Here is a 19,627-nt window from a genome sequence, read left to right as displayed (position 1 = left end):
TGGCACTTGGCCCCATCACCCGGGATGATCGAAAAATGAACGTCCAGACCGCCATCAGAGCCGACAAGAAAGAGCTTCTGCGCGCCGCGCGTGAAGAGGCCTATTCGACGCCGCTCAGGGATTTTCATCCCGGTGCGCCAAGGCTATTCCAGAACGACACGCTGTGGCCGTGGTTCGAGCGGCTGCGCAAGGAAGAGCCGGTGCATTACTGCACCAACTCGCCGATCGAGCCGTATTGGTCGGTCACCAAGTACAACGACATCATGCATGTCGATACCAACCACGGCATGTTCTCTTCCGACTCGACACTCGGCGGCATCTCGATCCGCGACGTGCCGCCCGGCTATGACTATCCGAGCTTCATCGCGATGGATCAGCCGCGGCATTCGGCGCAGCGCAAGACGGTGTCGCCGATGTTCACACCGACGCATCTGGATGAGCTGGCAAAACTGATCCGCGAGCGCTCGCAAAAGGTGCTGGACAATTTGCCGCGCAACGAGACCTTCAACTTCGTCGAGCGCGTCTCGATCGAACTGACCACGCAGATGCTGGCGACGTTGTTCGATTTCCCCTGGGAGGAGCGGCGCAAGCTGACGCGCTGGTCCGACGTCTCGACCGCGCTGCCCAAGAGCGGCGTCGTGGAATCGCCCGAGCAGCGGCGCCAGGAGATGGACGAGTGCTACGCCTATTTCTCAAAGCTCTGGAACGAGCGCGTCAACGCGCCGCCGCGCAACGACTTGCTGTCGATGATGGCGCACAGCGATGCGACGCGGCACATGGATCCCGACAATCTGATGGGCAACATCATCCTGTTGATCGTCGGCGGCAACGACACCACCCGCAACACCATGAGCGGCTCGGTGCTGGCGCTGAATGAGCACCCGGATCAATACCAGAAGCTGCGCGACAATCCGGCCCTGATCGATTCCATGGTGCCGGAAGTGATCCGCTGGCAGACGCCGCTCGCCCATATGCGCCGCACCGCGCTGGTCGACACCGAGATCGGCGGCAAGAAGATCAGCAAGGGCGACCGCGTCGTGATGTGGTACGTCTCGGGCAACCGCGACGAGGAAGGCATCGAACGTCCCGACGAGTTCATCATCGACCGCGCCCGCCCGCGCACCCATCTGTCGTTCGGCTTCGGCATTCACCGCTGCGTCGGCATGCGGCTCGCCGAGCTGCAGCTCAAGATCGTGTGGCAGGAAATGCTCAAGCGCTTCGACCGCATCGAAGTGGTCGGCGAGCCGAAGCGGGTCTATTCCTCCTTCGTGCGCGGCATTGAGCAGCTGCCGGTCCGCATTCCCGCGTGAGCGGCAGCGACCTCAATCCGCCTGAGCTCGCGGAGGCGATCAACGCCAAGGGCTTCATGGGCGCGGCGGGCTTCCGCATCGTGGCCATCAAGCCCGGGCACGCCGAAATCGCTTTGGCGCGCCGCGACGACCTCCTGCAGTTCTTCGGCCATTTTCACGGCGGCATCATCACGGCCCTGGCCGATCACGCCGCCGGGATCGCTATCACGTCAAGCCTGCCCAGGGGCAAGATCGGCGTCACCGTCGAGATCAAGGTCAACTTCCTCAGCCCTGCCGACGGCATCGAGCTTATCGCCCGCGCCAAAACCCTGAAGATGTCGGGGTCGATCGGCGTTGCCACCGTCGAGGTCTTCTCCAAGAGCCAGACGTCCGAGACACTCTGCGCATTCGGCACCGCCACGATGCGCGCCATGGATCTGCCGGGCGAGCTCCGGGCGTGACCCCGTAAATCCTGAATGGTCGGCGGACGTCCGTCGAGGCCAGGAATGACCCGCCTGGCGATTGATGCGCCTGGCGGGTTCGCCTGTGTTCGGATCAGAGACTCGTGGCGTTAACCCCGTGCCAGATGCGCGCAAACAGGCTGCGGCGGACGCCATTGACGCCGTCGAGCAGGGACACGACATATCCCGTACCGTCGATCAAGGTCACTGCCCGGGAGCAAGATATGAACGCGCCGCCAAACATCGATCCCGTCCCCGCGCATTCCGACAGCGACGTCGTGCACTGGCTGACAAACGACACGCGCGATGAGCGCTTCATTGACAATATTTTCGCCGAGCTGTGTGTCCGGCTCCAGCGAGCGGGCATTCCCGTCAAGCGGGCGACGCTTCATCTCCTGATCTACCATCCGCAATGGCTTGGCGCCCGGATCATTTGGGCCGACGGGATGCGCGAGGCCGAGCTTGCGAGAGTCGATTACGATGTCAGGGAGCGATCCGAATACATCGGTAGTCCCGCCAACGAAATCCTTGATGGTGCCGCCGAGGTGCGCGAGAATCTCGAACGCGATCCCTCGCTCGGCCGCCAGCACGCCGTCTATGACGAGATGCGGGCGAAAGGCCTGACCGACTATGTGGCGTGGCCGCTGTACCATACGCTCGGCAAGCGGCATATCGTGACCTTTGCAACCGACCGGCCCGGTGGTTTCGACGACGCGCATATTGCCCGCCTGTTAAAACTGTTGCCGGTTCTGGCGCTGGTCAGCGAAATCCGCATGAAGAACCGGCTGGCGCGAACGCTGCTGGAAACCTATGTCGGGTCGCATGCCGGCGAGTTGATCCTGGCCGGCGCCACCAGGCGCGGAAGCGGAACGACAGTACGCGCCGCCATCATGATCTGCGACTTACGTGATTTCACCCGGATTTCCGACAACTGGCCGCGCGATGACGTCATTGATCTCTTGAACGGCTATTTCGACGCGATGTCGGAGCCGATTGCGCGACATGGCGGAGAAATTCTGAAATTCATCGGCGACGGCCTGCTCGCCATTTTTCCGCTCAGCCAGCCGCAGGCCTGCGCAAATCTGCTGCACGCCGTGACTGAGGCCCGTCAGGCCATGGTTGCCCTGAACGAAAAGAACGGCGAAACCGGTCGTGCGCCGCTGAATTACGGCATCGGCGTTCACGTCGGAGACGTCATGTATGGCAATATCGGGTCGCGCACCCGGCTTGACTTCACCGTCATCGGTCCTGCGGTCAACATGGCTTCGCGTCTCGAAACCCTCACCAAACAATTGGGCAGAACCGTGCTACTGTCCCGCGCGTTCGCCGACTTCGTCGAACGCGATTTCGATCTCGAACGCGTCGGCGAACATCCGGTGCGCGGCTTCAACGACCCGATCGAGCTGTTTGCGTATCACGGCTGAATGCCGATCTGTCGTCAGATGCCGAGCCGCTCCCAAGGGATCGAACTCGTCAAACGACTACTATCAGCGAATGTCGGTTTCGGTGATTTCTCGTCCGCGATTTTTCGGCAAACCAGAGGTTTCATTGATATTTGCGCTTTTGCATCGTTCGGCCTCAATATGCGACCTTGATAGAGCTGGGGACGGACGACAGCAGCAAACCAGGGAGAACAGACATGACAGTTTCGGCGGAACGCGCAGTCCTGGCCGGCGGTTGCTTCTGGGGGATGCAGGATCTGCTACGCCGGTATCCCGGCGTGATTTCGACCAGGGTGGGCTACACCGGCGGCGAGGTGCCAAACGCGACCTATCGTAACCACGGCAATCACGCCGAAGCCATTGAGATCACCTTCGATCCGCAGACCATCAGCTATCGCAAGCTGCTGGAGTTCTTTTTCCAGATCCATGATCCCTCGACGCTGAACCGCCAGGGCAACGACCGGGGCGCGAGCTATCGGTCGGCCATCTTCTTTACCAGCGACGCGCAGAAGCGGATCGCGGAAGACACCATCGCCGATGTCGATGCTTCCGGCCTTTGGCCGGGCAAGGTTGTCACCGAGTTGGCCCCTGCCGGACCGTTCTGGGAGGCCGAGCCCGAGCATCAGGATTATCTGGAAAAATATCCTGACGGCTACACCTGTCACTTCATTCGGCCGGAATGGACGCTGCCGCATCGGGCGGAGAAAGCTGCAACAGGCCCGAGCGGAGTTTCGGCCGCATGACAAAAGCCTCCGATCTGCTGGTGGCCGCCCTTGAGAACGAGGGTGTCGGGTACATCTTCGCCATTCCCGGCGAGGAGAATCTCGATGTGCTGGAATCGCTACGGCGCTCGAAGATCAAGCTGGTGCTGACGCGGCACGAACAGGCCGCCGGCTTCATGGCGGCCACTTACGGACGTCTCACCGGGCGCGCGGGCGTCTGCCTGACGACGCTGGGTCCCGGTGCGCTCAATTTGACGACGGCCGCGGCCTACGCGCATCTGGGCGCGATGCCGATGGTCATGATCACAGGACAGAAGGCGATCCGGAGCAGCCGTCAGGCGCGCTTCCAAATCGTTGACATCGTCGCGACCATGCGGCCACTCACCAAGATGGCGACCCAGATCGTCTCCGCGCAGAGTATTCCGACCCTGGTTCGCGACGCCTTCCGGGTCGCGCAGCAGGAGCGGCCGGGCCCCGTGCATCTCGAACTGCCCGAGGACATCGCGGCCGACGAAGCCGCGGCCGAAATCATTCCCCCGCATATCGTCGAGCTTCCGGTCGCGCCTGCCGTGGCCATCGAACGCGCCGCAGCCATGATCATGGCTGCCCACAGGCCGCTCGTCATGCTGGGCGCCGCGGCGAGCCGCCCGCAACTCGCCGAGCCGCTGTCGGCGTTCGTGCGACGCTGCAGGATTCCATTCTTCAACACCCAGATGGGGAAGGGCGCGGTCAATGCCGGCTCCAACCTCTATATGGGCACGGCCGCGCTGTCGGAGCGGGATTGGGTTCACGAGGCCATCGACCAGGCCGATCTCATTATTTCGATCGGCCACGACACCGTCGAGAAGCCGCCTTTCCTGATGGGCCATGATGGGCCGCAGGTTATCCATGTCGGCGCCACGCCGGCGACGGTGGAACAGGTATACTTCCCGCAGGCGGAGATCGTCGGAGACGTCGGCGCGAGCCTCGCATGCCTGGCCGATCGCCTCGAAGGCAAGCTCCCCAATGGTCAGACATTGCTGGGTTTGCGGGAAGGAATCCTAGCCCACCTCGCCGAGCGGTCGACGGAGGATCGGTTTCCGCTGACGCCGCAGCGCATCGTGCACGACGTCCGCCAGGTCATCCCGCCGGACGGCATCGTTGCCCTCGACAACGGCATGTACAAGATCTGGTTCGCCCGCAACTATCGCACCAGCGTCGCCAACACGCTGCTGCTCGACAACGCGCTTGCGACCATGGGTGCGGGTCTTCCGTCGGCGATCGCAGCGTCGCTGATCCATCCGGACAGGCGCGTGCTCGCCGTCTGCGGCGACGGCGGCTTCATGATGAATTCGCAGGAGCTGGAAACGGCGGTGCGGCTCAAGCTGAACCTCGTCGTGCTCGTGCTTGAGGATCGCGCCTACGGCATGATCCGCTGGAAACAGGAAGTCGATACGTTTCCGGACTTCGGCCTCGAATTCGGCAACCCTGATTTCGTTGCCTATGCGAAGTCATACGGCGCCAAGGGCTCCCGCGTTGGCAAGGCCTCCGAACTCTCGACCATGCTGGAAGCTGCCTTCGAGGAAGGCGGCGTGCATCTCGTCGTGGTGCCCATCGACTACAGTGAGAACATGCGCGTGCTCGTCAACGAGTTACACGCGGTAGTCCAGGCCAAGTGAATGGCCCTGCGTCGGTCGCCACGTCGCGGCATTTACCCGTGGCGTGGTGCGGGTCGTCTCGCTCCCCAGGCGACCGAGCCCGGCCATGATACGGCTATCCGGAAAGCTCTTGGCCATTGCTTGTCCTCTCGCTTGGCTTGCGCGCCGTCCGCAGATTTCTATCAATGCCGTGCTGTCTGGGCCCGCTCTTTATTCTTCGGTAACTCCTGCGATTTTTCATCGAGCAGGATGCCTTGGCTGGATCTGTCCTCTTGCAGAGGCACACCTCGTGTCGGGAGCCAACGCAAGATGCGAAGTCAGGTTCGGCGGCAAGCCCAGCCCCGCCCTATACAATTGCGGCATGACTGCTGTAGCCAGATGAGAATGCCCGGCTGGATCGTTTTGTTCTAAGCCAGTCCGCAGGCCCTTACATCGGCTCAGGCGAGCCTGATGTCCCAGAGGCCTTCTTCGCGGCAGGCGGTGAGTTCGTCGCGGAGCAGCTCGGTCACAAGCGTGATGGCAGTCGAGCCGGGATGATCGATGGGAGAAGCAAGGGTCAGTTCGCGCATCGGCGACGGTTTTGCGATCGCAGCTGTTTCCAGCCGGCCGCTGGCCACTTCGTGGCGCACCGAGGAAGGTGGCAACAGCGTGTATCCCAACCCTTCCTCGACCAGGCTGGTCAGCACCCGAAACGAATCCGCTTCCAGCTTGACGTCGAGCTTCAGTTTCTTCTTCGCCGCCGCCTGCTCGATCAGCGCCCGGAGGCCGTGCGAATGACTCGGCAGCACGAGGCGCTGTTTGAGCAGCCAGCCGATATCGACCTGCTTCTTTTGCGACAACCCGCTGCCGCGCGGCCCCACGGCGACGATGGGATCGCGGCCAAGACTTTGCACGGTGAGATGCAAGTCGCTCGACGGCCCGTAGATCAGCGCCAGATCCATCTCGCCGCGGTGCAGCCATTCCATCAGATGCCCGCTGTAGCTTTCGACGATGCAGAGCGAAATGCCCGGATATCTGTCGACGGTGCGCCGGGCGAGCCGCGCCGAAATCACGCAGCTCACGGTCGGCACCAGCCCGAGCACCACGCGGCCCGACGGTGGACCGCCGGCGGACTGGATCTCGTCGCGCACCTGGTCGATCTGCCGGACGATGCCCGCCGTCCGCGCCAGCAGCAGGCGGCCGGCATCGGTCAGCACCATACCGCGACCGTTCCGCGTAAAGAGCTCGGCCCGCAATTCATGCTCGAGCAGCTTGATCTGGCGGCTCAGCGCCGGCTGCGCCACCCGCAGCGTATCGGAGGCTTTGCTGAGGCTGCCGAGCTCCGCCACGCAACTGAAGGTCCTGAGCTGCCTGATATCCATCGCTTGCCAATCTTCGAAGGCAGGTTCATACGCTATAACAATTCAGCATAGGAGACCGGCCGCGATTTCACAACGGCCCGCCACCTCGGCAATTGACATCAACCCGCATCCATCGCCAGAAAATCAAATGACCGCACAAGAACAACAAGACGAATTCCACGACATCCGCGACGCCGTCGCAAAGCTCTGCGCCCAGTTCCCCGGCGAATACTGGCGCAAGCTGGACCGCCAGATGGCGTACCCGAAGGAGTTCGTCGACGCGCTGACGGAGGCCGGTTACCTCTCGGTCTTGATCCCCGAGGAATATGGCGGCTCCGGGCTGAAGCTTTCGGCGGCGGCGGCGATCCTGGAGGAGATCCAGCGGGCGGGGTGCAACGGCGGCGGCTGCCACGCCCAGATGTACACGATGGGCACCGTGCTGCGGCACGGCAACGACGCCCAGAAAGCAAAGTATCTGCCGGGCATCGCCAGCGGCAAATTGCGGCTGCAGGCCTTCGGCGTCACCGAGCCGACCAGCGGCACCGACACCTCCTCGCTGAAGACCGTCGCCAAGCGTGACGGCGACCACTACATCGTCAACGGCCAGAAGATCTGGACCAGCCGCGCCGAACATTCCGACCTGATGATCCTGCTCGCGCGCACCACGCCGAAAGAACAGGCGAAGAAGCGAACCGACGGGCTGTCGGTGTTCATCGTCGACATGCGCGAGGCCAAGGGCAACGGCCTCGAAATCCGCCCGATCCGCACCATGATGAACCACGCCACCACCGAAGTGTTCTTCACCGACATGCGGGTTCCAGCCGAGAACCTGGTCGGCGATGAAGGCAAGGGCTTTCGCTACATCCTGTCAGGCATGAACGCCGAGCGCATCCTCATTGCGGCCGAATGCATCGGCGACGCCAAATGGTTCATCGCGAAAGCCACCGCCTACGCCAAGGAGCGCGCCGTGTTCGGCCGGCCGATCGGCCAGAACCAGGGCATCCAGTTCCCGATCGCGAAGGCCTACGCCGCGATGCGCGCGGCCGAACTGATGGTGAAGGAAGCCACCCGCAAATATGAGGCAGGGCTCGATTGCGGCGCCGAGGCCAACATGGCCAAGATGCTGGCGGCGGATGCCTCCTGGGAAGCGGCCAATGCCTGCGTGCAGACCCATGGCGGGTTCGGCTTTGCCGAGGAATACGACGTCGAGCGCAAGTTCCGCGAAACGCGGCTGTATCAAGTTGCGCCGATCTCGACCAATCTGATCTTGTCCTACGTCGCCGAGCACGTGCTCGGCCTGCCCCGCTCCTACTGAGTGAGATACGATGCTGCCATTGGAAGGATTGATTGTCGTCTCCGTCGAACAGGCGGTCGCGGCACCGTTCTGCAGTTCCAGGCTGGCGGACGCCGGCGCGCATGTCGTCAAGGTCGAACGCCCCGAGGGCGATTTCGCCCGCGGCTATGACGCCGCCGCAAAAGGCCAGAGCAGCTATTTCGTCTGGCTCAACCGCGGCAAGAATTCCGTGGTGATCGATCTCGCCACCAAGGAAGGCCGCGCCGCGCTCGAAGAGCTGATCGCGAGCGCTGATGTCTTGCTGCAAAACCTCAAGCCCGGCTCGATGGACAAGCTCGGCTTCTCGCTGAAGCGGCTTCGAAAGGATTATCCGGCGCTGATCTGCTGCACCATCTCGGGCTATGGCGACGACGGCCCCTATGCCGATCGCAAGGCTTACGATCTCCTGATCCAGGCCGAGAGTGGCCTTGCCTCGATCACCGGCGGCCCCGAAGGCCCGTCGCGGGTCGGCATATCGGTGGTCGATATCGCGACCGGCGCCACCGCGCATGCATCGATCCTCGAAGCGCTGATCGCGCGCGGACGCACCGGCAAGGGCGCCGACATCCGGATCTCGATGTTCGACGTGATGGCCGACTGGATGGCGGTGCCGCTGATCAATTCGGAAGCCGGCAATCCGCCGAAGCGGATGGCGCTGGCCCATCCCTCGATCGCGCCCTATGGCGTGTTCAATTCCAGGGATGGCAAGGGCATTTTGATCTCGATCCAGAGCGAGCGCGAATGGAAGAAGCTTTGCGCGGAAGTCTTGGATCAACCCGACCTGCCCAACGATCCCAGGTTTGCCAACATGGTCGAGCGCGTGCGCAACCGCTCGCTCACCGACAAGACGGTGGCTGACAGTTTTGCGACCATGACGCGCGTCGATCTGCTGAAGCGCCTCGCGGACGCCGATATCGCGTTCGCCGAAGTGAACACGATGGCCGACCTCGCCGTGCATCCGCATCTTCGCCGGATCGAGGTCGATACGCCGAACGGCAAGGTGAGCTATGCCGCGCCGGCCGCGATCTTCATTGGCGAGGAGCGGCACTATGGTGCCGTGCCAGGGATCGGCGACCATGTCGAAATTCCCACAGCTCCGCGTATCAGGAGCCGCCAATCATGACAGCAGCTCTGAACCTCGACCATCTGCGCCAGTGGATCGGCCGCAGCACGGAAGCGTCAGACATTGTCACCGCACAGCTTGTGAAGGGCCTGCGCGCGACGCTGTTCCAGGACATCGGCGAGCCGAAGACAGGCGACGCCGCGCCGTGGACCACGCATTGGTGCCTGGCGCAGCCGGTGTTTCCGATGTCGCAGCTCGGCCCCGACGGCCACCCGACCCGCGGCGGTTTTCTCCCGCCGGTGCCGCTGCCGCGCCGGATGTGGGCCGGCGGCGAAATCGAATTCATCGAGCCCCTGCGCGTCGGCGATGAATCGACGCGAGTCTCCCGCATTTCAGACGTGACGATGAAGACCGGCTCCACCGGCGTGCTCTGCTTCGTCTCCGTCGAACACACGATCACGACGCCGCGCGGGGTTGCGATCCGCGAACGGCAGGACATCGTCTATCGCGACATGGGCGGCGCGGCGCCAGTCGCATCAGCCAAGGCGCCTCCGCCGCCGCCGGTCGCAAAACATCGCGAAAGCCATGTCAGCGATCCCGTGCTGCTGTTTCGCTACTCGGCGCTGACCTTCAACGGCCATCGCATCCATTACGACCGCGACTACGTCACCAGGGTCGAGGGCTATCCCGGCCTGATCTTCCACGGCCCGCTGCAGGCGGCGCTGATCGTCGAATTCGCCGCAAGACTTCACGGCGACAGCGCGCCGAAAAAGTTCAGCTATCGCGGCGTGCAGCCGCTGTTCGAGGGCGGCGAGTTTACGATCAACGGCAACGAAACCAGCGCCGGCATGGAACTGTGGATCGCAAATGCCGAAGGGCAGCCCACGATGAAGGGCACGGCGACGTGGTGATTTTTCACCGTCATTGCGAGCGAAGCGAAGCAATCCATACCTCCGTGCGGGAAGTATGGATTGCTTCGTTGCTTCGCGCCTCGCAATGACGGAACGCTAGATCAAGTTGGGAGTCACCTAATGTCGTCCCGCAAACCAGCCAAACCCGCCACCACCACCGTCAAGGACGCCACCTTCGGCCTGCTCCGCGCGTTCGGCATCAAGCGCGTGTTCGGCAATCCCGGCTCGACCGAACTGCCATTCCTCAGCGACTGGCCCGATGATATCGACTACGTGCTCGGCCTGCAGGAAGCTTCCGTCGTCGGCATGGCTGATGGTTACGCGCAGGCGACCCGCAACGCCGGCTTCGTCAATTTGCATTCCGGCGCCGGCGTCGGCAATGCGCTCGGCAATATCTACACCGCCCATCGCAACCAAACCCCGCTGGTAATCACCGCCGGGCAGCAGGCGCGCTCGATCCTGCCGCTGCAGGCCTTTCTCTACGCCGAGCGCGCTTCCGAGTTTCCGCGGCCCTATGTCAAATACAGCGTCGAGCCGGCGCGCGCCGAAGACGTGCCGGCGGCGATCGCGCGGGCCTATTACGTCGCGATGCAGCCGCCGTGCGGGCCGACCTTTGTCTCGATCCCGATCGACGACTGGACGCGCCCGACGCAGCCGATCGAAGCCCGCCGCGTCAGCCGCGAACTCGGCCCCGATCCGGAAGCGATGAAGGCGCTGGTTGTCGCGCTGTCGGCGAGCAAGCGCCCTGCCCTCGTCGTCGGCCCTGGCGTCGATCGCGCGGCGGCCGTCGACCTGATGGTGCAGGTCGCGGAGAAGACGAAGGCGGCGGTCTGGGTCAGCCCATTTTCGGCGCGCTGCTCATTCCCGGAACGTCATCCGCAGTTCGCAGGTTTCCTGCACGCCTCGCCGGGACAGCTGTCGGAGGCGCTGCGCGAGCATGACCTCGTGGTGGTGATCGGCGCGCCGGTGTTCACCTTCCATGTCGAGGGCCATGCCGCGATCTTCGATGGCGCGACCACGATCTTCCAGATTACCGACGATCCGGATGCCGCTGCCGTCACGCCATCCGGCGCCAGCATCATCGCGACCATGAAGCCGGCGCTGGCAACGCTGCTCGACCTGCTTCCGGAATCCACGCGCGCGATGCCGACAGGTCGCACGCTGTCGCCCGCGCCATCAGCCGCCGATCCGCTTCCGGTCGAATTCCTGCTGCATTCGCTGTCGCAAGCCATGCCCGCCGATGCGGTGCTGATGGAGGAAGCGCCCTCGCATCGGCCGGCGATACAAAAATTTATGCCGATGCGCGGCCAGGACAGCTTTTACACTATGTCGAGCGGCGGTCTCGGCTACAGCCTGCCCGCCGCCGTCGGCATGGCGCTGGGACGACCGGCGACACGCACCGTCTGCCTGATCGGCGACGGCTCGGCGATGTATTCGATCCAGGCGCTGTGGACCGCGGCGCAACGCAAGCTGCCGCTCACGGTCGTCGTCATCAACAACGCCGGCTATGGCGCGATGCGTTCGTTCAGCCAGGTAATGCAGGTGCGCAACGTGCCGGGCCTCGAACTGCCGGGCATCGATTTCGTCAAACTCGCCGAAGGCATGGGCTGCCACGCCGTGCGGGTGACGAAATCATCCGAACTCGCAGGCGCGCTTGAGCACGGGCTGTCGCATGACGGCACCAGCCTGATCGAGGTGATGGTCGATTCCGCCGTGCCGCTGCTCTACGCGCAGAAGAATTGAAACGCGATTTTATCCTCGTCATTGCGAGGAGCGAAGCGACGAAGCAATCCATCCATCCGCGAAGAAAGTATGGATTGCTTCGCTTCGCTCGCAATGACGGGGAGAGATTGCTACTCTACACGCAAGAGCTAAACCCGCCGCGCGGCCCGCGCCGCGGCGATTTCGTCCGCAAGCCGGCCATAATCCGCCCAGACCAGATACAGAAACAGCGGCGGCTCCTGCTGCGCCTGCAACAGTTGCGCGTAGCGCTCTTTGGCGCCCTTCATCTCCCACCATTTCTGAGCCGACATCGCAACCCTTCGAAAGTGGTTGAGCGTTCCGGAAAACTTCCTGCGGTCGGCCCCGGCAAGGCCGGCGCAATGATTGAGCCAGTTGAATCCGGCGATGACGGCGATCGCCAGATCGCTCATCGTGTTGCCGGTGAATTCGATCACCGTTTCATCGTGCGGCAACTGGCGAAGATAACCGTCCAGTATCGCCGGTTGTGAATCCGGCTCGGCGAGCAGCCTGAATTCGCCCCGCGGCACCGTCAGCAGATAGCGCACGGCTTCCAGCCGCGTGTGGTTGCAGATCTGCTCCTCGTCGGCGCCGGCATCCGACGACGCCCGCTTGCAGGCCGGATAGACCCATTTTCCGTTATCGACGTCGTCGAGATATTGTTTGCCCTGTTTCTCGATGTCAGCCAGCAGCGCATGCGGAGCATCCGGCGCCGGTGGAGCTTTTCCGAATGGCCAGGCACGCCAGCTCATGAAACCCCTGCTTGATTCAAAGGCTCGACAATTCGTCTGCAAGTTCCGCACGCGGCACCACTTGACGGCCCTCTACGCTCGCACGAGAATTCGGTATGGGGCAACCCTGGAGTGAACGTCATGAGTAAGACAAGTCTCGGAAAAGTTGCCCTCGCAGTCTCCGTCTTGGCATGCGCGACCATGCTTTCGTTTGACTGGAGCGAACAAAAGGGCGTTTCGCTGTCGATCGAGCGCGCGCAGGCACAGGTGGGTGATCCAGCGGCGGCCGATCCATCGACCCCGCGCGTTACCCGGCGGCAGGCGCGGCGGGCCGCGGCCAATGCGGCCGGTGCGGCCGCGGTGGGCGCCGGTGCCGTCGCAGCCGGAACGACGGCGGCTTACTATGCCGGCGGCGGTCCCTACGCCTATTACGGCGGCGGCGCCCCCTATGCCGGCGGCGGCGCCCCCCAAGCCTATTATGGCGGCGCCTATTACGGCGGCCCGGGCGTATGGAGCCAGGACTACGCGGCGCGCAACGGCATCATCTGCCAGCCCGGCACAATGGTCCGCCTGGAAGACGGCCAGATGCACAGGTGCCAGTAAGAGAGGTGTGACGCGAAATTCTCTCCTCTGTCATTGCCTGCGACAAACGCGAAGCGTTTGCGCAAGGGAGCGAAGCGACGAAGCAATCCATGCTTCCGGGTGCTGCGCTATGGATTGCTTCGCTTCGCTCGCAATGACGGGGAGAGCTCCATCCGGGCTACGTTCTCACTTCCCGTAACTTTCCCGCATCTTCGCCTGGATCTTCGCCATGCCTGCGATCCAGCGGTCATAATTCTCGGTCTTCTTGCGCATGTAGCCGAGCACCTGGGGGTGCGGCAGGATCACAAAGGTTTCCTCTTCCAGTCCCTTCAGCACGTCCTGCGCCACCTGTTCCGGCGAAAGATCGCCGTCGCCGGATTGCGGGCCTTTCGGAATCGAGCGCAGCATGTTGGTGTCGACGCCCTGCGGGCACAGGATCGATACCTTGATGTTGTCGGCCTTGTGCGAGATCGCAAGATTCTCGGCAAAGCCGACCGCCGCATGCTTGGTGGTCGAATAGGCCGGGCTGCCGACCTGCGACAGCAAGCCCGCCGCCGAAATCGTGTTGAGGAAATAGCCGCCGCCGCGCGCCTTCATGCGCGGGATCAGGTGCCGCGCCGCATAGACATGGGCCATGACATGAACGGCCCAGCTTCGCTGCCACGGTTCGTCGGAGTTTCCGCCGGCGTTGACCGACAATGGATCGAAGCCGCCGCCGATGCCGGCATTGGAGCAGAACAGCGCGATCGGGCCGAATTGATGCTCGGTCTCCTCGATGACGTGATGGACGTCCTTCTCCTTTCCGACATCGCATTTGAAGGCCGCCCCACCGATCGGGGTGGCAACGGCGCGCGCGCCATCGGGATCGATATCGGCGACAACAACCTTGGCCGCGCCTGCGCGATGGAAGGCCTCGCACATCGCCTTCCCGATGCCGTTGCCGCCACCGGTGACAACCACGACTTTGCCCGTCACCTGCATGGCCCGCTCCTCCCGTTTATTATGATTTTACGTCAAGATCATCATATCGAGAATAGCCGTATAATGGCACGCCGCGCCGAGCAAGACGAAGCCATGCCAGATCGCGTTCTGGAAGCGCAGCCGCTGCCAGGCATGGAAGATCACGCCGAGGCTATAGAGCACGCCGCCCGCCACCACGAAGCCCAGCGCCAGCGGCGGCACCGCCTTCATCACGGCATCGCCGAGCATCACGCCGCTCCAGCCCAGCGCGAGATAGAGCCCAACGGCCAATCGATCGTATCGCCCCGGCAACGCCAGCTTCAACACCACGCCGCCGATCGCAACGCACCACACCCCGATCAGCATCGATATCGCGAGATAGCTCTCCTTCAGCGTCACGATGAACGGCGTATAGGTGGCGGCGATCAAGAGATAGATCGCCGAATGATCGAAGCGGCGCAGCACCCATTTGGCGCGCGACACCGGCCAGAGATTATAGACCGCCGACAATGTCAGCATCGCGAGCAGGCCCACGACGTAGACCGATACCACCGCAACCTCGAACCCGCTGGCATAGACAGCAGTCAGCACGATCAGCGCGGTGGCGGCGACAAGCCCCAGACAGACGCCTACGATATGCACGACGCCATCGGCGATCAGCTCGGCGCGGTCGTAGTTCCAGTGCATGGCGTCGGCCGCCGCATGGAAGGATGTCGAGGCGAATTGTTTCAGTCTGAATATGGTCATGCAGGTCCACCGAAGCTGGTGAGGGAGCGATTAAGACGTGGGTCTTCCGAGGTCAACGAGCCGTTCAACGCCACCGCCCTGAAGGCCGTCATCCTTCGCTTTCGCGAATGATGCCAGTATTCCACCGCCGTGGCATTTTCGTGCTGCCGGTGACGGCCGGATATCCCCGAGGACCCCGTCCTCAGGCGATCACGGACGCTTGATTTTGACCCGCCAATCGCCACTTTCCTGACATCGCCCACCAACGCTTCTTTCGAGCCTTCCACGCCCGCATGGCCCCCAGTTTTTCAGACATCGTCGAGGAAGCGCGCCTGTCGGCGCGGGCGCTGCTGGACTACGGCGACAGCTTCTTCAATCCCACCGTGCGGCTCGGCGTCACAGGCCTGTCGCGCGCCGGCAAGACCGTGTTCATCACGGCATTGATCCACGGCCTGACCCGCGGCGGCAGGTTTCCGGTCTTCGAGCCCTATGCCACGGGCCGGATCGCCCGCGCCCGGCTGGAGCCGCAGCCGGACGATGCGGTGCCGCGCTTCGATTATGAGAACCATGTCCGGACCCTGATCGAGGAGCGGTGCTGGCCGAGTTCGACCACTGATATCAGCGAACTGCGCCTCGTCATTGACTACCAGCGGCAGAATGGCGCCGACCGCACGCTTACCATCGACATCGTCGATTACCCCGGCGAATGGCTGCTGGATCTCCCGCTGCTCAACAAGAGTTTCGAGCAATGGTCGGCCGAGAGTCTTGCGCTGTCGCGCGAGGGCCCGCGCGCGAAACTCGCCGCGCCGTGGCACGTGCACCTGAAGACGCTTGATGCAGAGGGCCGCGAGAACGAACAGGCGGCACTCGCCGCGGCGAAATTGTTCACGGATTACTTGCGCGCCTGCCGCGACGAACGTTTTGCAATGAGCCTGCTGCCGCCCGGGCGCTTCCTGATGCCGGGTAATCTCGCAGGCTCGCCGGCGCTGACCTTCGCGCCGCTCGATGTCGGAGCCGACGGCAGCGCGCCCGACGGCTCGCTGTGGGCGATGATGCGCCGGCGTTACGAGGCCTACAAGGATGTCGTGGTGCGCCCGTTCTTCCGCGATCATTTTTCCCGCCTCGACCGCCAGATCGTGCTGGTCGATGCGCTCGCAGCCTTCAATGCCGGGCCGGAAGCGCTGCACGACCTCGAAGCCGCGCTGTCGGGCATTCTCGATTGCTTCCGCATCGGCCGCAGCACGATCCTGAGCAGCCTTTTTCGTCCCCGGATCGATCGCATTCTGTTTGCAGCCACCAAGGCCGATCACCTGCACCACCAGAGCCATGACCGGCTGGAAGCCGTGCTGCGGCGGGCGGTCGCCAAGGCGACTGAGCGTGCCGAATATGCGGGGGCTGCCATCGACGTGGTCGCGCTATCGGCGGTGCGCGCCACCCGCGAGGCGCAGGTCGCGCGTGGCCGCGAAAAGCTGCCGTCCATCATCGGCACGCCCGCGCCCGGCGAGAGCGCCAATGGCGAGGCCTTCGATGGCGAGACCGAAGTCGCGACCTTTCCAGGCGACCTGCCTGCGGACCCTGAAGAACTGTTCAACGGCGGCTTTCGCGGCCTTTCCAGCACCGCTTCCGAACACGCCGATTTCCGCTTCCTGCGCTTCCGGCCGCCGCTGCTGGAGCACACGGCCGGCGACGAGCCCGCGCTGCCTCACATCCGCCTTGACCGCGCCCTCCAGTTCCTGATCGGAGACCGACTGCAATGAGCGAGAAGACGCCGCACCGGCGGCCGGCGACGTTCAAGCTCGACGATCCCGGCGTGACCGTGATGGGCCCGGATGAAACCGGACGCCCTGTGCGCGGCACCGTGCACATCACGCCCGAAGCCGATCCTGCGACCCTGCCGGTGCCGATCGATGCGCCGCGTGTCCCGGCACGCCGCGGCTTTCGCTGGGGCACGCTGTTCTGGTCTGCCGCCGGCGGGCTGGTGCTGCTCGGTCTCGGACTTGGCATGGTCAACCTGATCGAGGACCTGTTTGCGCGTAGCCAGACATTGGGCTACGTCGCGCTGGCATTCGCGGCCGCCGCGGCGCTGGCGCTGGCGGTTGTAATCGGGCGCGAAGCCTTCGGGCTGGCGCGGCTGGCGGCGATCGAAAAGCTGCACCAACGCGCCGCTGAAGTGCTGCGCAGCGACGACCGCGCCGAGAGCCGTGCTGTCGTCAACGACCTGCTCAAGCTCGCGCATCAGAACCCGCAACTGGCCCGCGCGCGCGCCACGCTGGTGAGCCATGCCGACGACATCATCGACGGCGCCGACATGATCAAGCTCGCCGAGCGCGAATTGTTGGCGCCGCTGGATGAAGAGGCGCGCCGGCTGGTTTCCACGGCCGCGCAACGCGTCTCGGTGGTGACAGCCGTCAGTCCGCGCGCGCTGATCGACGTGCTGTTCGTGTTCGTCGCCGCGATGCGACTGATCCGGCAACTGGCGCGGCTCTATGGCGGCCGGCCCGGCACGCTCGGCATGATCAGCCTGCTGCGCCACGTCATCGGCCACCTCGCCATCACCGGCGGCATGGCGGTCGGCGACAGCCTGGTGCAGCAGATGCTCGGCCACGGCATCGCCGCAAAACTCTCGCAACGGCTCGGCGAAGGCGTGCTGAACGGCCTGCTCACCGCGCGGCTGGGGTTAGCCGCGATCGACGTGACGCGCCCGCTGCCGTTCACCGCATTGCCGCGGCCCGCCCTCGCCGATCTCGCTAAGGATCTCTTACGCAAGCGTGACGGGGAGGAGTGAGATTCGATTCCGCCAAGGACGCCATGTTGCTCGGCAACTGATTGATCGCGCAGGCATCAGCCGCTCGCGGAGTTGACCGGCTTTGCCGCCAACAGCAACGCCGTGTGAGCCCGGTTGAGAGCCGTGGTGTTCAATCAATTTCTCCTCGTTACTGCTTCTGATTGACCAGGTGCATATCGCTCAGCGTGTTCGGAAGGCTGCGGATGACGAGATCAACGATCGCTCGACGCAGGTTCTCGTCTCGCTCATCGAAACTCGCGTCGATCACCAGGCTAGGGCCGGGGAGCCTGACGCTCGATGCTTCGTCGAGCGGCCCGGCGGCCAGTTTTTCGATGATGTCGAACGTCTTGCCGTCGACAACTCTGATCTCGTAAAGCGCATGGAGTAGGCGGAATGATTCCAGAACCGTGCTGTAAGTGATCAGGCCCACGCCTCCCACCTTTCGGTTGCCGCCGCCGAAATAGGCTTTGGCCTTGGTGATGACGATGTAGGCGTCGAGCCCTTGCGGGGACACTTCGGTCTGAACGAGCTTCTTGAACCGATCGCCGCGAACGAGATTGACGGCGGTAATCGCCGATTCCTGGGTCGTCGCGAAGCTGGCGCGCGGATAGGTGACCGGCTGCACCTGGAAGCGGATGCTCAGCGCCTCCGCCACCTGCTGCACGATCAGGTCGTCGAGACCCCAGGAGGCGATCGGCACGGTTCGAGGGCCGTTGTTGAGACCGGTGAGCCCCGCCTTTGCAAAAGTGAATTGATCGCCGATCGCCGAAACGATGCCGACGGTCTTGACCGACTTGAGCTTTGCGTCCCGGGTCTCGAACAATGCATGAGCGCCGCTGCTCAGGACAAGAAGGATGGCCATCGGGATACAAAGGAGGATGACCATCGCGGTCCAAGCGTATCGACTGGTGGTGCTCATCGCGTTCCCTACCGGATCTTGAAGTCGAAGGAGTAGGACGCGCCGATGCCGACCGTCGTCTGGTTCACCGACCCGCGCGCGGTCACGAGCGGGCTTTTTGCCGCGTCGCCGAGCAGCCGATCGTATTCGACGTAGGAATGCACCTCCCATTGCGGATTGATCCGATACTTCACCTGTGCGCCCACGCCGACCGAGTGTGCACCGCCCTTGGCGTCGAACACCGGAAGCCCCGTCGCCATCGCTTGAACGGCGTCGACGCTGAAATAGGGCGAGACGGCCTTCGCGCTTTCCCATGTGAAGCGCGGGCCGGCCGAAACAGTGATCGCCCGCGTCACCGGCACGATGAAATCCGCCGAGAAGTCGGAGACGACGCCCTGATGGCCGCCAAAGCCCTGGCGGGTCTCGTTGCGCACGCGAAACCAGTCGACAGGAAAATATTCGATGAAGCCGCCGAGCTCGAACGCACTCTTGACGTCGCCGAGACCGTAGAGCTCGGAATGGCTGCTTGCCTTTCGCGACGACACGAACTTGCCCGCAGGGCCCGCGCGCAGATCGCCGAAATCGATCAGTGCGATGCTTGCGTTGTCGCGCGGGCTGCGAAACTGATCTACCGAACCGGCGCGCCGGATGGAGAAGATCGGGACCGGGCTGAACAAGCTGTGGTTTGCTCCTACAAAGTCCGGCCTGTACCGGCCCTCTGCGCCGATCATGACGGTCCAGTTTCCGGACACCGGCGGCAGCAACGGCAGCTCAAAAGGGGGCGCCGGCAACGTGAATGCAGTCTGGGCTGATGCGCGATCGAAGACGGCCACCGTCGCGCTGAGGGCTGCGAGCGTTGTAGCGAAAAAAGTTCGGTGCGCTCCGCTTGTGGGAAAGCGGAGGGCGGCTTCGATGGCATGCTTCATTAAAGGGGCCTCTGATGGCGGGCCTCTTGTCAGGGCCAGCTGGTGTGGATTCGAGCCCGCTCCAAATCGCTGGCCAACATT

General features: G+C 63.6%; 18 protein-coding genes. 12 read left to right on the top strand and 6 right to left on the bottom strand.

Annotated elements, in window-relative coordinates; all coding sequences use genetic code 11:
- Window positions 1-35: 35 nt before the first annotated feature.
- The 5 genes from V1286_RS02710 to V1286_RS02690 all read left to right on the top strand — a co-directional run bounded on the left by V1286_RS02710 (window position 36) and on the right by V1286_RS02690 (window position 5,572).
- Window positions 36-1,310: a cytochrome P450 gene (locus V1286_RS02710; RefSeq protein WP_334477407.1), complete on the top strand. Its 1,275-nt coding sequence runs from the start codon at window positions 36-38 to the stop codon at window positions 1,308-1,310.
- Window positions 1,307-1,750, top strand: a complete 444-nt coding sequence (locus V1286_RS02705) for a PaaI family thioesterase (RefSeq protein ID WP_334477406.1) — start codon at window positions 1,307-1,309, stop codon at window positions 1,748-1,750. Before V1286_RS02710 ends, V1286_RS02705 begins: the two co-directional genes overlap by 4 nt.
- A gap of 224 nt (window positions 1,751-1,974) precedes the next feature.
- Window positions 1,975-3,174 carry an adenylate/guanylate cyclase domain-containing protein gene (locus V1286_RS02700; protein WP_334477404.1) on the top strand — a complete coding sequence of 400 codons (1,200 nt, stop codon included), beginning with the start codon at window positions 1,975-1,977 and terminating at the stop codon, window positions 3,172-3,174.
- A gap of 215 nt (window positions 3,175-3,389) precedes the next feature.
- Window positions 3,390-3,935, top strand: coding sequence for a peptide-methionine (S)-S-oxide reductase MsrA (gene msrA / locus V1286_RS02695; protein WP_334477403.1), 546 nt, complete (start codon window positions 3,390-3,392; stop codon window positions 3,933-3,935).
- Window positions 3,932-5,572 (top strand): acetolactate synthase large subunit, encoded by a 1,641-nt coding sequence (locus V1286_RS02690; RefSeq protein ID WP_334477402.1) that lies wholly within the window; start codon window positions 3,932-3,934, stop codon window positions 5,570-5,572. The genes msrA and V1286_RS02690 overlap by 4 nt, the downstream gene beginning before the upstream one ends.
- Window positions 5,573-5,988: 416 nt before the next feature.
- Here V1286_RS02690 and V1286_RS02685 read toward each other — a convergent pair whose 3' ends face one another.
- On the bottom strand, window positions 5,989-6,912 hold the full coding sequence (locus V1286_RS02685; protein WP_334477401.1) for a LysR family transcriptional regulator: 924 nt from the start codon (window positions 6,910-6,912) through the stop codon (window positions 5,989-5,991).
- A 127-nt stretch (window positions 6,913-7,039) separates the two neighbouring features.
- On the opposite strand from V1286_RS02685, the gene V1286_RS02680 reads away from it, so the two are divergent.
- The 4 genes from V1286_RS02680 (at window position 7,040) to mdlC (ending at window position 11,941) form a co-directional block, all read left to right on the top strand.
- Window positions 7,040-8,206, top strand: a complete 1,167-nt coding sequence (locus tag V1286_RS02680; protein WP_334477400.1) for an acyl-CoA dehydrogenase family protein — start codon at window positions 7,040-7,042, stop codon at window positions 8,204-8,206.
- Window positions 8,207-8,216: 10 nt separating this feature from the next.
- Window positions 8,217-9,347, top strand: coding sequence for a CaiB/BaiF CoA transferase family protein (locus V1286_RS02675; protein ID WP_334477398.1), 1,131 nt, complete (start codon window positions 8,217-8,219; stop codon window positions 9,345-9,347).
- Window positions 9,344-10,198 carry an HTD2 family dehydratase gene (locus tag V1286_RS02670; RefSeq protein WP_334477396.1) on the top strand — a complete coding sequence of 285 codons (855 nt, stop codon included), beginning with the start codon at window positions 9,344-9,346 and terminating at the stop codon, window positions 10,196-10,198. The genes V1286_RS02675 and V1286_RS02670 overlap by 4 nt, the downstream gene beginning before the upstream one ends.
- Window positions 10,199-10,318: 120 nt before the next feature.
- Entirely contained in the window at window positions 10,319-11,941 is a 1,623-nt protein-coding gene (gene mdlC, locus V1286_RS02665; protein WP_334477394.1) for a benzoylformate decarboxylase, read from the top strand.
- A 128-nt stretch (window positions 11,942-12,069) separates the two neighbouring features.
- On the opposite strand, the gene V1286_RS02660 is transcribed toward mdlC, so the two are convergent.
- Window positions 12,070-12,690, bottom strand: a complete 621-nt coding sequence (locus V1286_RS02660; RefSeq protein WP_334477392.1) for a hypothetical protein — start codon at window positions 12,688-12,690, stop codon at window positions 12,070-12,072.
- Between the two features lie 120 nt (window positions 12,691-12,810).
- On the opposite strand from V1286_RS02660, the gene V1286_RS02655 reads away from it, so the two are divergent.
- Window positions 12,811-13,272: a hypothetical protein gene (locus tag V1286_RS02655; protein ID WP_334477391.1), complete on the top strand. Its 462-nt coding sequence runs from the start codon at window positions 12,811-12,813 to the stop codon at window positions 13,270-13,272.
- Window positions 13,273-13,437: 165 nt separating this feature from the next.
- On the opposite strand, the gene V1286_RS02650 is transcribed toward V1286_RS02655, so the two are convergent.
- A complete protein-coding gene (locus tag V1286_RS02650) occupies window positions 13,438-14,232 on the bottom strand; it encodes an SDR family oxidoreductase (protein WP_334477390.1) in 795 nt (264 codons plus the stop codon).
- Window positions 14,233-14,259: 27 nt separating this feature from the next.
- The gene (gene trhA, locus V1286_RS02645) at window positions 14,260-14,958 is read right to left on the bottom strand and encodes a PAQR family membrane homeostasis protein TrhA (protein ID WP_334477388.1); all 699 of its coding nucleotides are present in this window, start codon (window positions 14,956-14,958) and stop codon (window positions 14,260-14,262) included.
- 272 nt (window positions 14,959-15,230) lie between these two features.
- Here trhA and V1286_RS02640 point away from each other — a divergent pair, with 272 nt between their 5' ends.
- Both V1286_RS02640 and V1286_RS02635 read left to right on the top strand, forming a co-directional pair.
- A complete protein-coding gene (locus V1286_RS02640) occupies window positions 15,231-16,694 on the top strand; it encodes a YcjX family GTP-binding protein (protein WP_334477387.1) in 1,464 nt (487 codons plus the stop codon).
- Window positions 16,691-17,722, top strand: a complete 1,032-nt coding sequence (locus V1286_RS02635) for a YcjF family protein (RefSeq protein ID WP_334477386.1) — start codon at window positions 16,691-16,693, stop codon at window positions 17,720-17,722. Before V1286_RS02640 ends, V1286_RS02635 begins: the two co-directional genes overlap by 4 nt.
- A 148-nt stretch (window positions 17,723-17,870) precedes the next feature.
- Here the strand turns inward: V1286_RS02635 and V1286_RS02630 are convergent, their stop codons facing one another.
- Complete coding sequence (locus V1286_RS02630) at window positions 17,871-18,641, bottom strand: hypothetical protein (protein WP_334477384.1); 771 nt, start codon at window positions 18,639-18,641, stop codon at window positions 17,871-17,873.
- Window positions 18,642-18,649: 8 nt separating this feature from the next.
- Window positions 18,650-19,351 carry a MipA/OmpV family protein gene (locus tag V1286_RS02625; protein WP_334477382.1) on the bottom strand — a complete coding sequence of 234 codons (702 nt, stop codon included), beginning with the start codon at window positions 19,349-19,351 and terminating at the stop codon, window positions 18,650-18,652.
- Window positions 19,352-19,627 lie beyond the last annotated feature (276 nt).

It is taken from the genome of Bradyrhizobium algeriense (assembly GCF_036924595.1).
GTDB classification, from domain to species: domain Bacteria; phylum Pseudomonadota; class Alphaproteobacteria; order Rhizobiales; family Xanthobacteraceae; genus Bradyrhizobium; species Bradyrhizobium algeriense.
This window is presented reverse-complemented; position numbering and strand designations above follow the sequence as displayed.

Coding starts and splice junctions, on each gene's coding strand:
- V1286_RS02635 (WP_334477386.1), top strand. CDS start 16,691: ATGAGCGAGAAGACGCCGCACCGGCGGCCGGCGACGTTCAAGCTCGAC.
- V1286_RS02700 (WP_334477404.1), top strand. CDS start 1,975: ATGAACGCGCCGCCAAACATCGATCCCGTCCCCGCGCATTCCGACAGC.
- mdlC (WP_334477394.1), top strand. CDS start 10,319: ATGTCGTCCCGCAAACCAGCCAAACCCGCCACCACCACCGTCAAGGAC.
- V1286_RS02685 (WP_334477401.1), bottom strand. CDS start 6,912: ATGGATATCAGGCAGCTCAGGACCTTCAGTTGCGTGGCGGAGCTCGGC.
- V1286_RS02690 (WP_334477402.1), top strand. CDS start 3,932: ATGACAAAAGCCTCCGATCTGCTGGTGGCCGCCCTTGAGAACGAGGGT.
- V1286_RS02660 (WP_334477392.1), bottom strand. CDS start 12,690: ATGAGCTGGCGTGCCTGGCCATTCGGAAAAGCTCCACCGGCGCCGGAT.
- V1286_RS02650 (WP_334477390.1), bottom strand. CDS start 14,232: ATGCAGGTGACGGGCAAAGTCGTGGTTGTCACCGGTGGCGGCAACGGC.
- V1286_RS02710 (WP_334477407.1), top strand. CDS start 36: ATGAACGTCCAGACCGCCATCAGAGCCGACAAGAAAGAGCTTCTGCGC.
- V1286_RS02630 (WP_334477384.1), bottom strand. CDS start 18,641: ATGAGCACCACCAGTCGATACGCTTGGACCGCGATGGTCATCCTCCTT.
- V1286_RS02625 (WP_334477382.1), bottom strand. CDS start 19,351: ATGATCGGCGCAGAGGGCCGGTACAGGCCGGACTTTGTAGGAGCAAAC.
- V1286_RS02675 (WP_334477398.1), top strand. CDS start 8,217: ATGCTGCCATTGGAAGGATTGATTGTCGTCTCCGTCGAACAGGCGGTC.
- V1286_RS02670 (WP_334477396.1), top strand. CDS start 9,344: ATGACAGCAGCTCTGAACCTCGACCATCTGCGCCAGTGGATCGGCCGC.
- msrA (WP_334477403.1), top strand. CDS start 3,390: ATGACAGTTTCGGCGGAACGCGCAGTCCTGGCCGGCGGTTGCTTCTGG.
- V1286_RS02655 (WP_334477391.1), top strand. CDS start 12,811: ATGAGTAAGACAAGTCTCGGAAAAGTTGCCCTCGCAGTCTCCGTCTTG.
- V1286_RS02640 (WP_334477387.1), top strand. CDS start 15,231: ATGGCCCCCAGTTTTTCAGACATCGTCGAGGAAGCGCGCCTGTCGGCG.
- trhA (WP_334477388.1), bottom strand. CDS start 14,958: ATGACCATATTCAGACTGAAACAATTCGCCTCGACATCCTTCCATGCG.
- V1286_RS02680 (WP_334477400.1), top strand. CDS start 7,040: ATGACCGCACAAGAACAACAAGACGAATTCCACGACATCCGCGACGCC.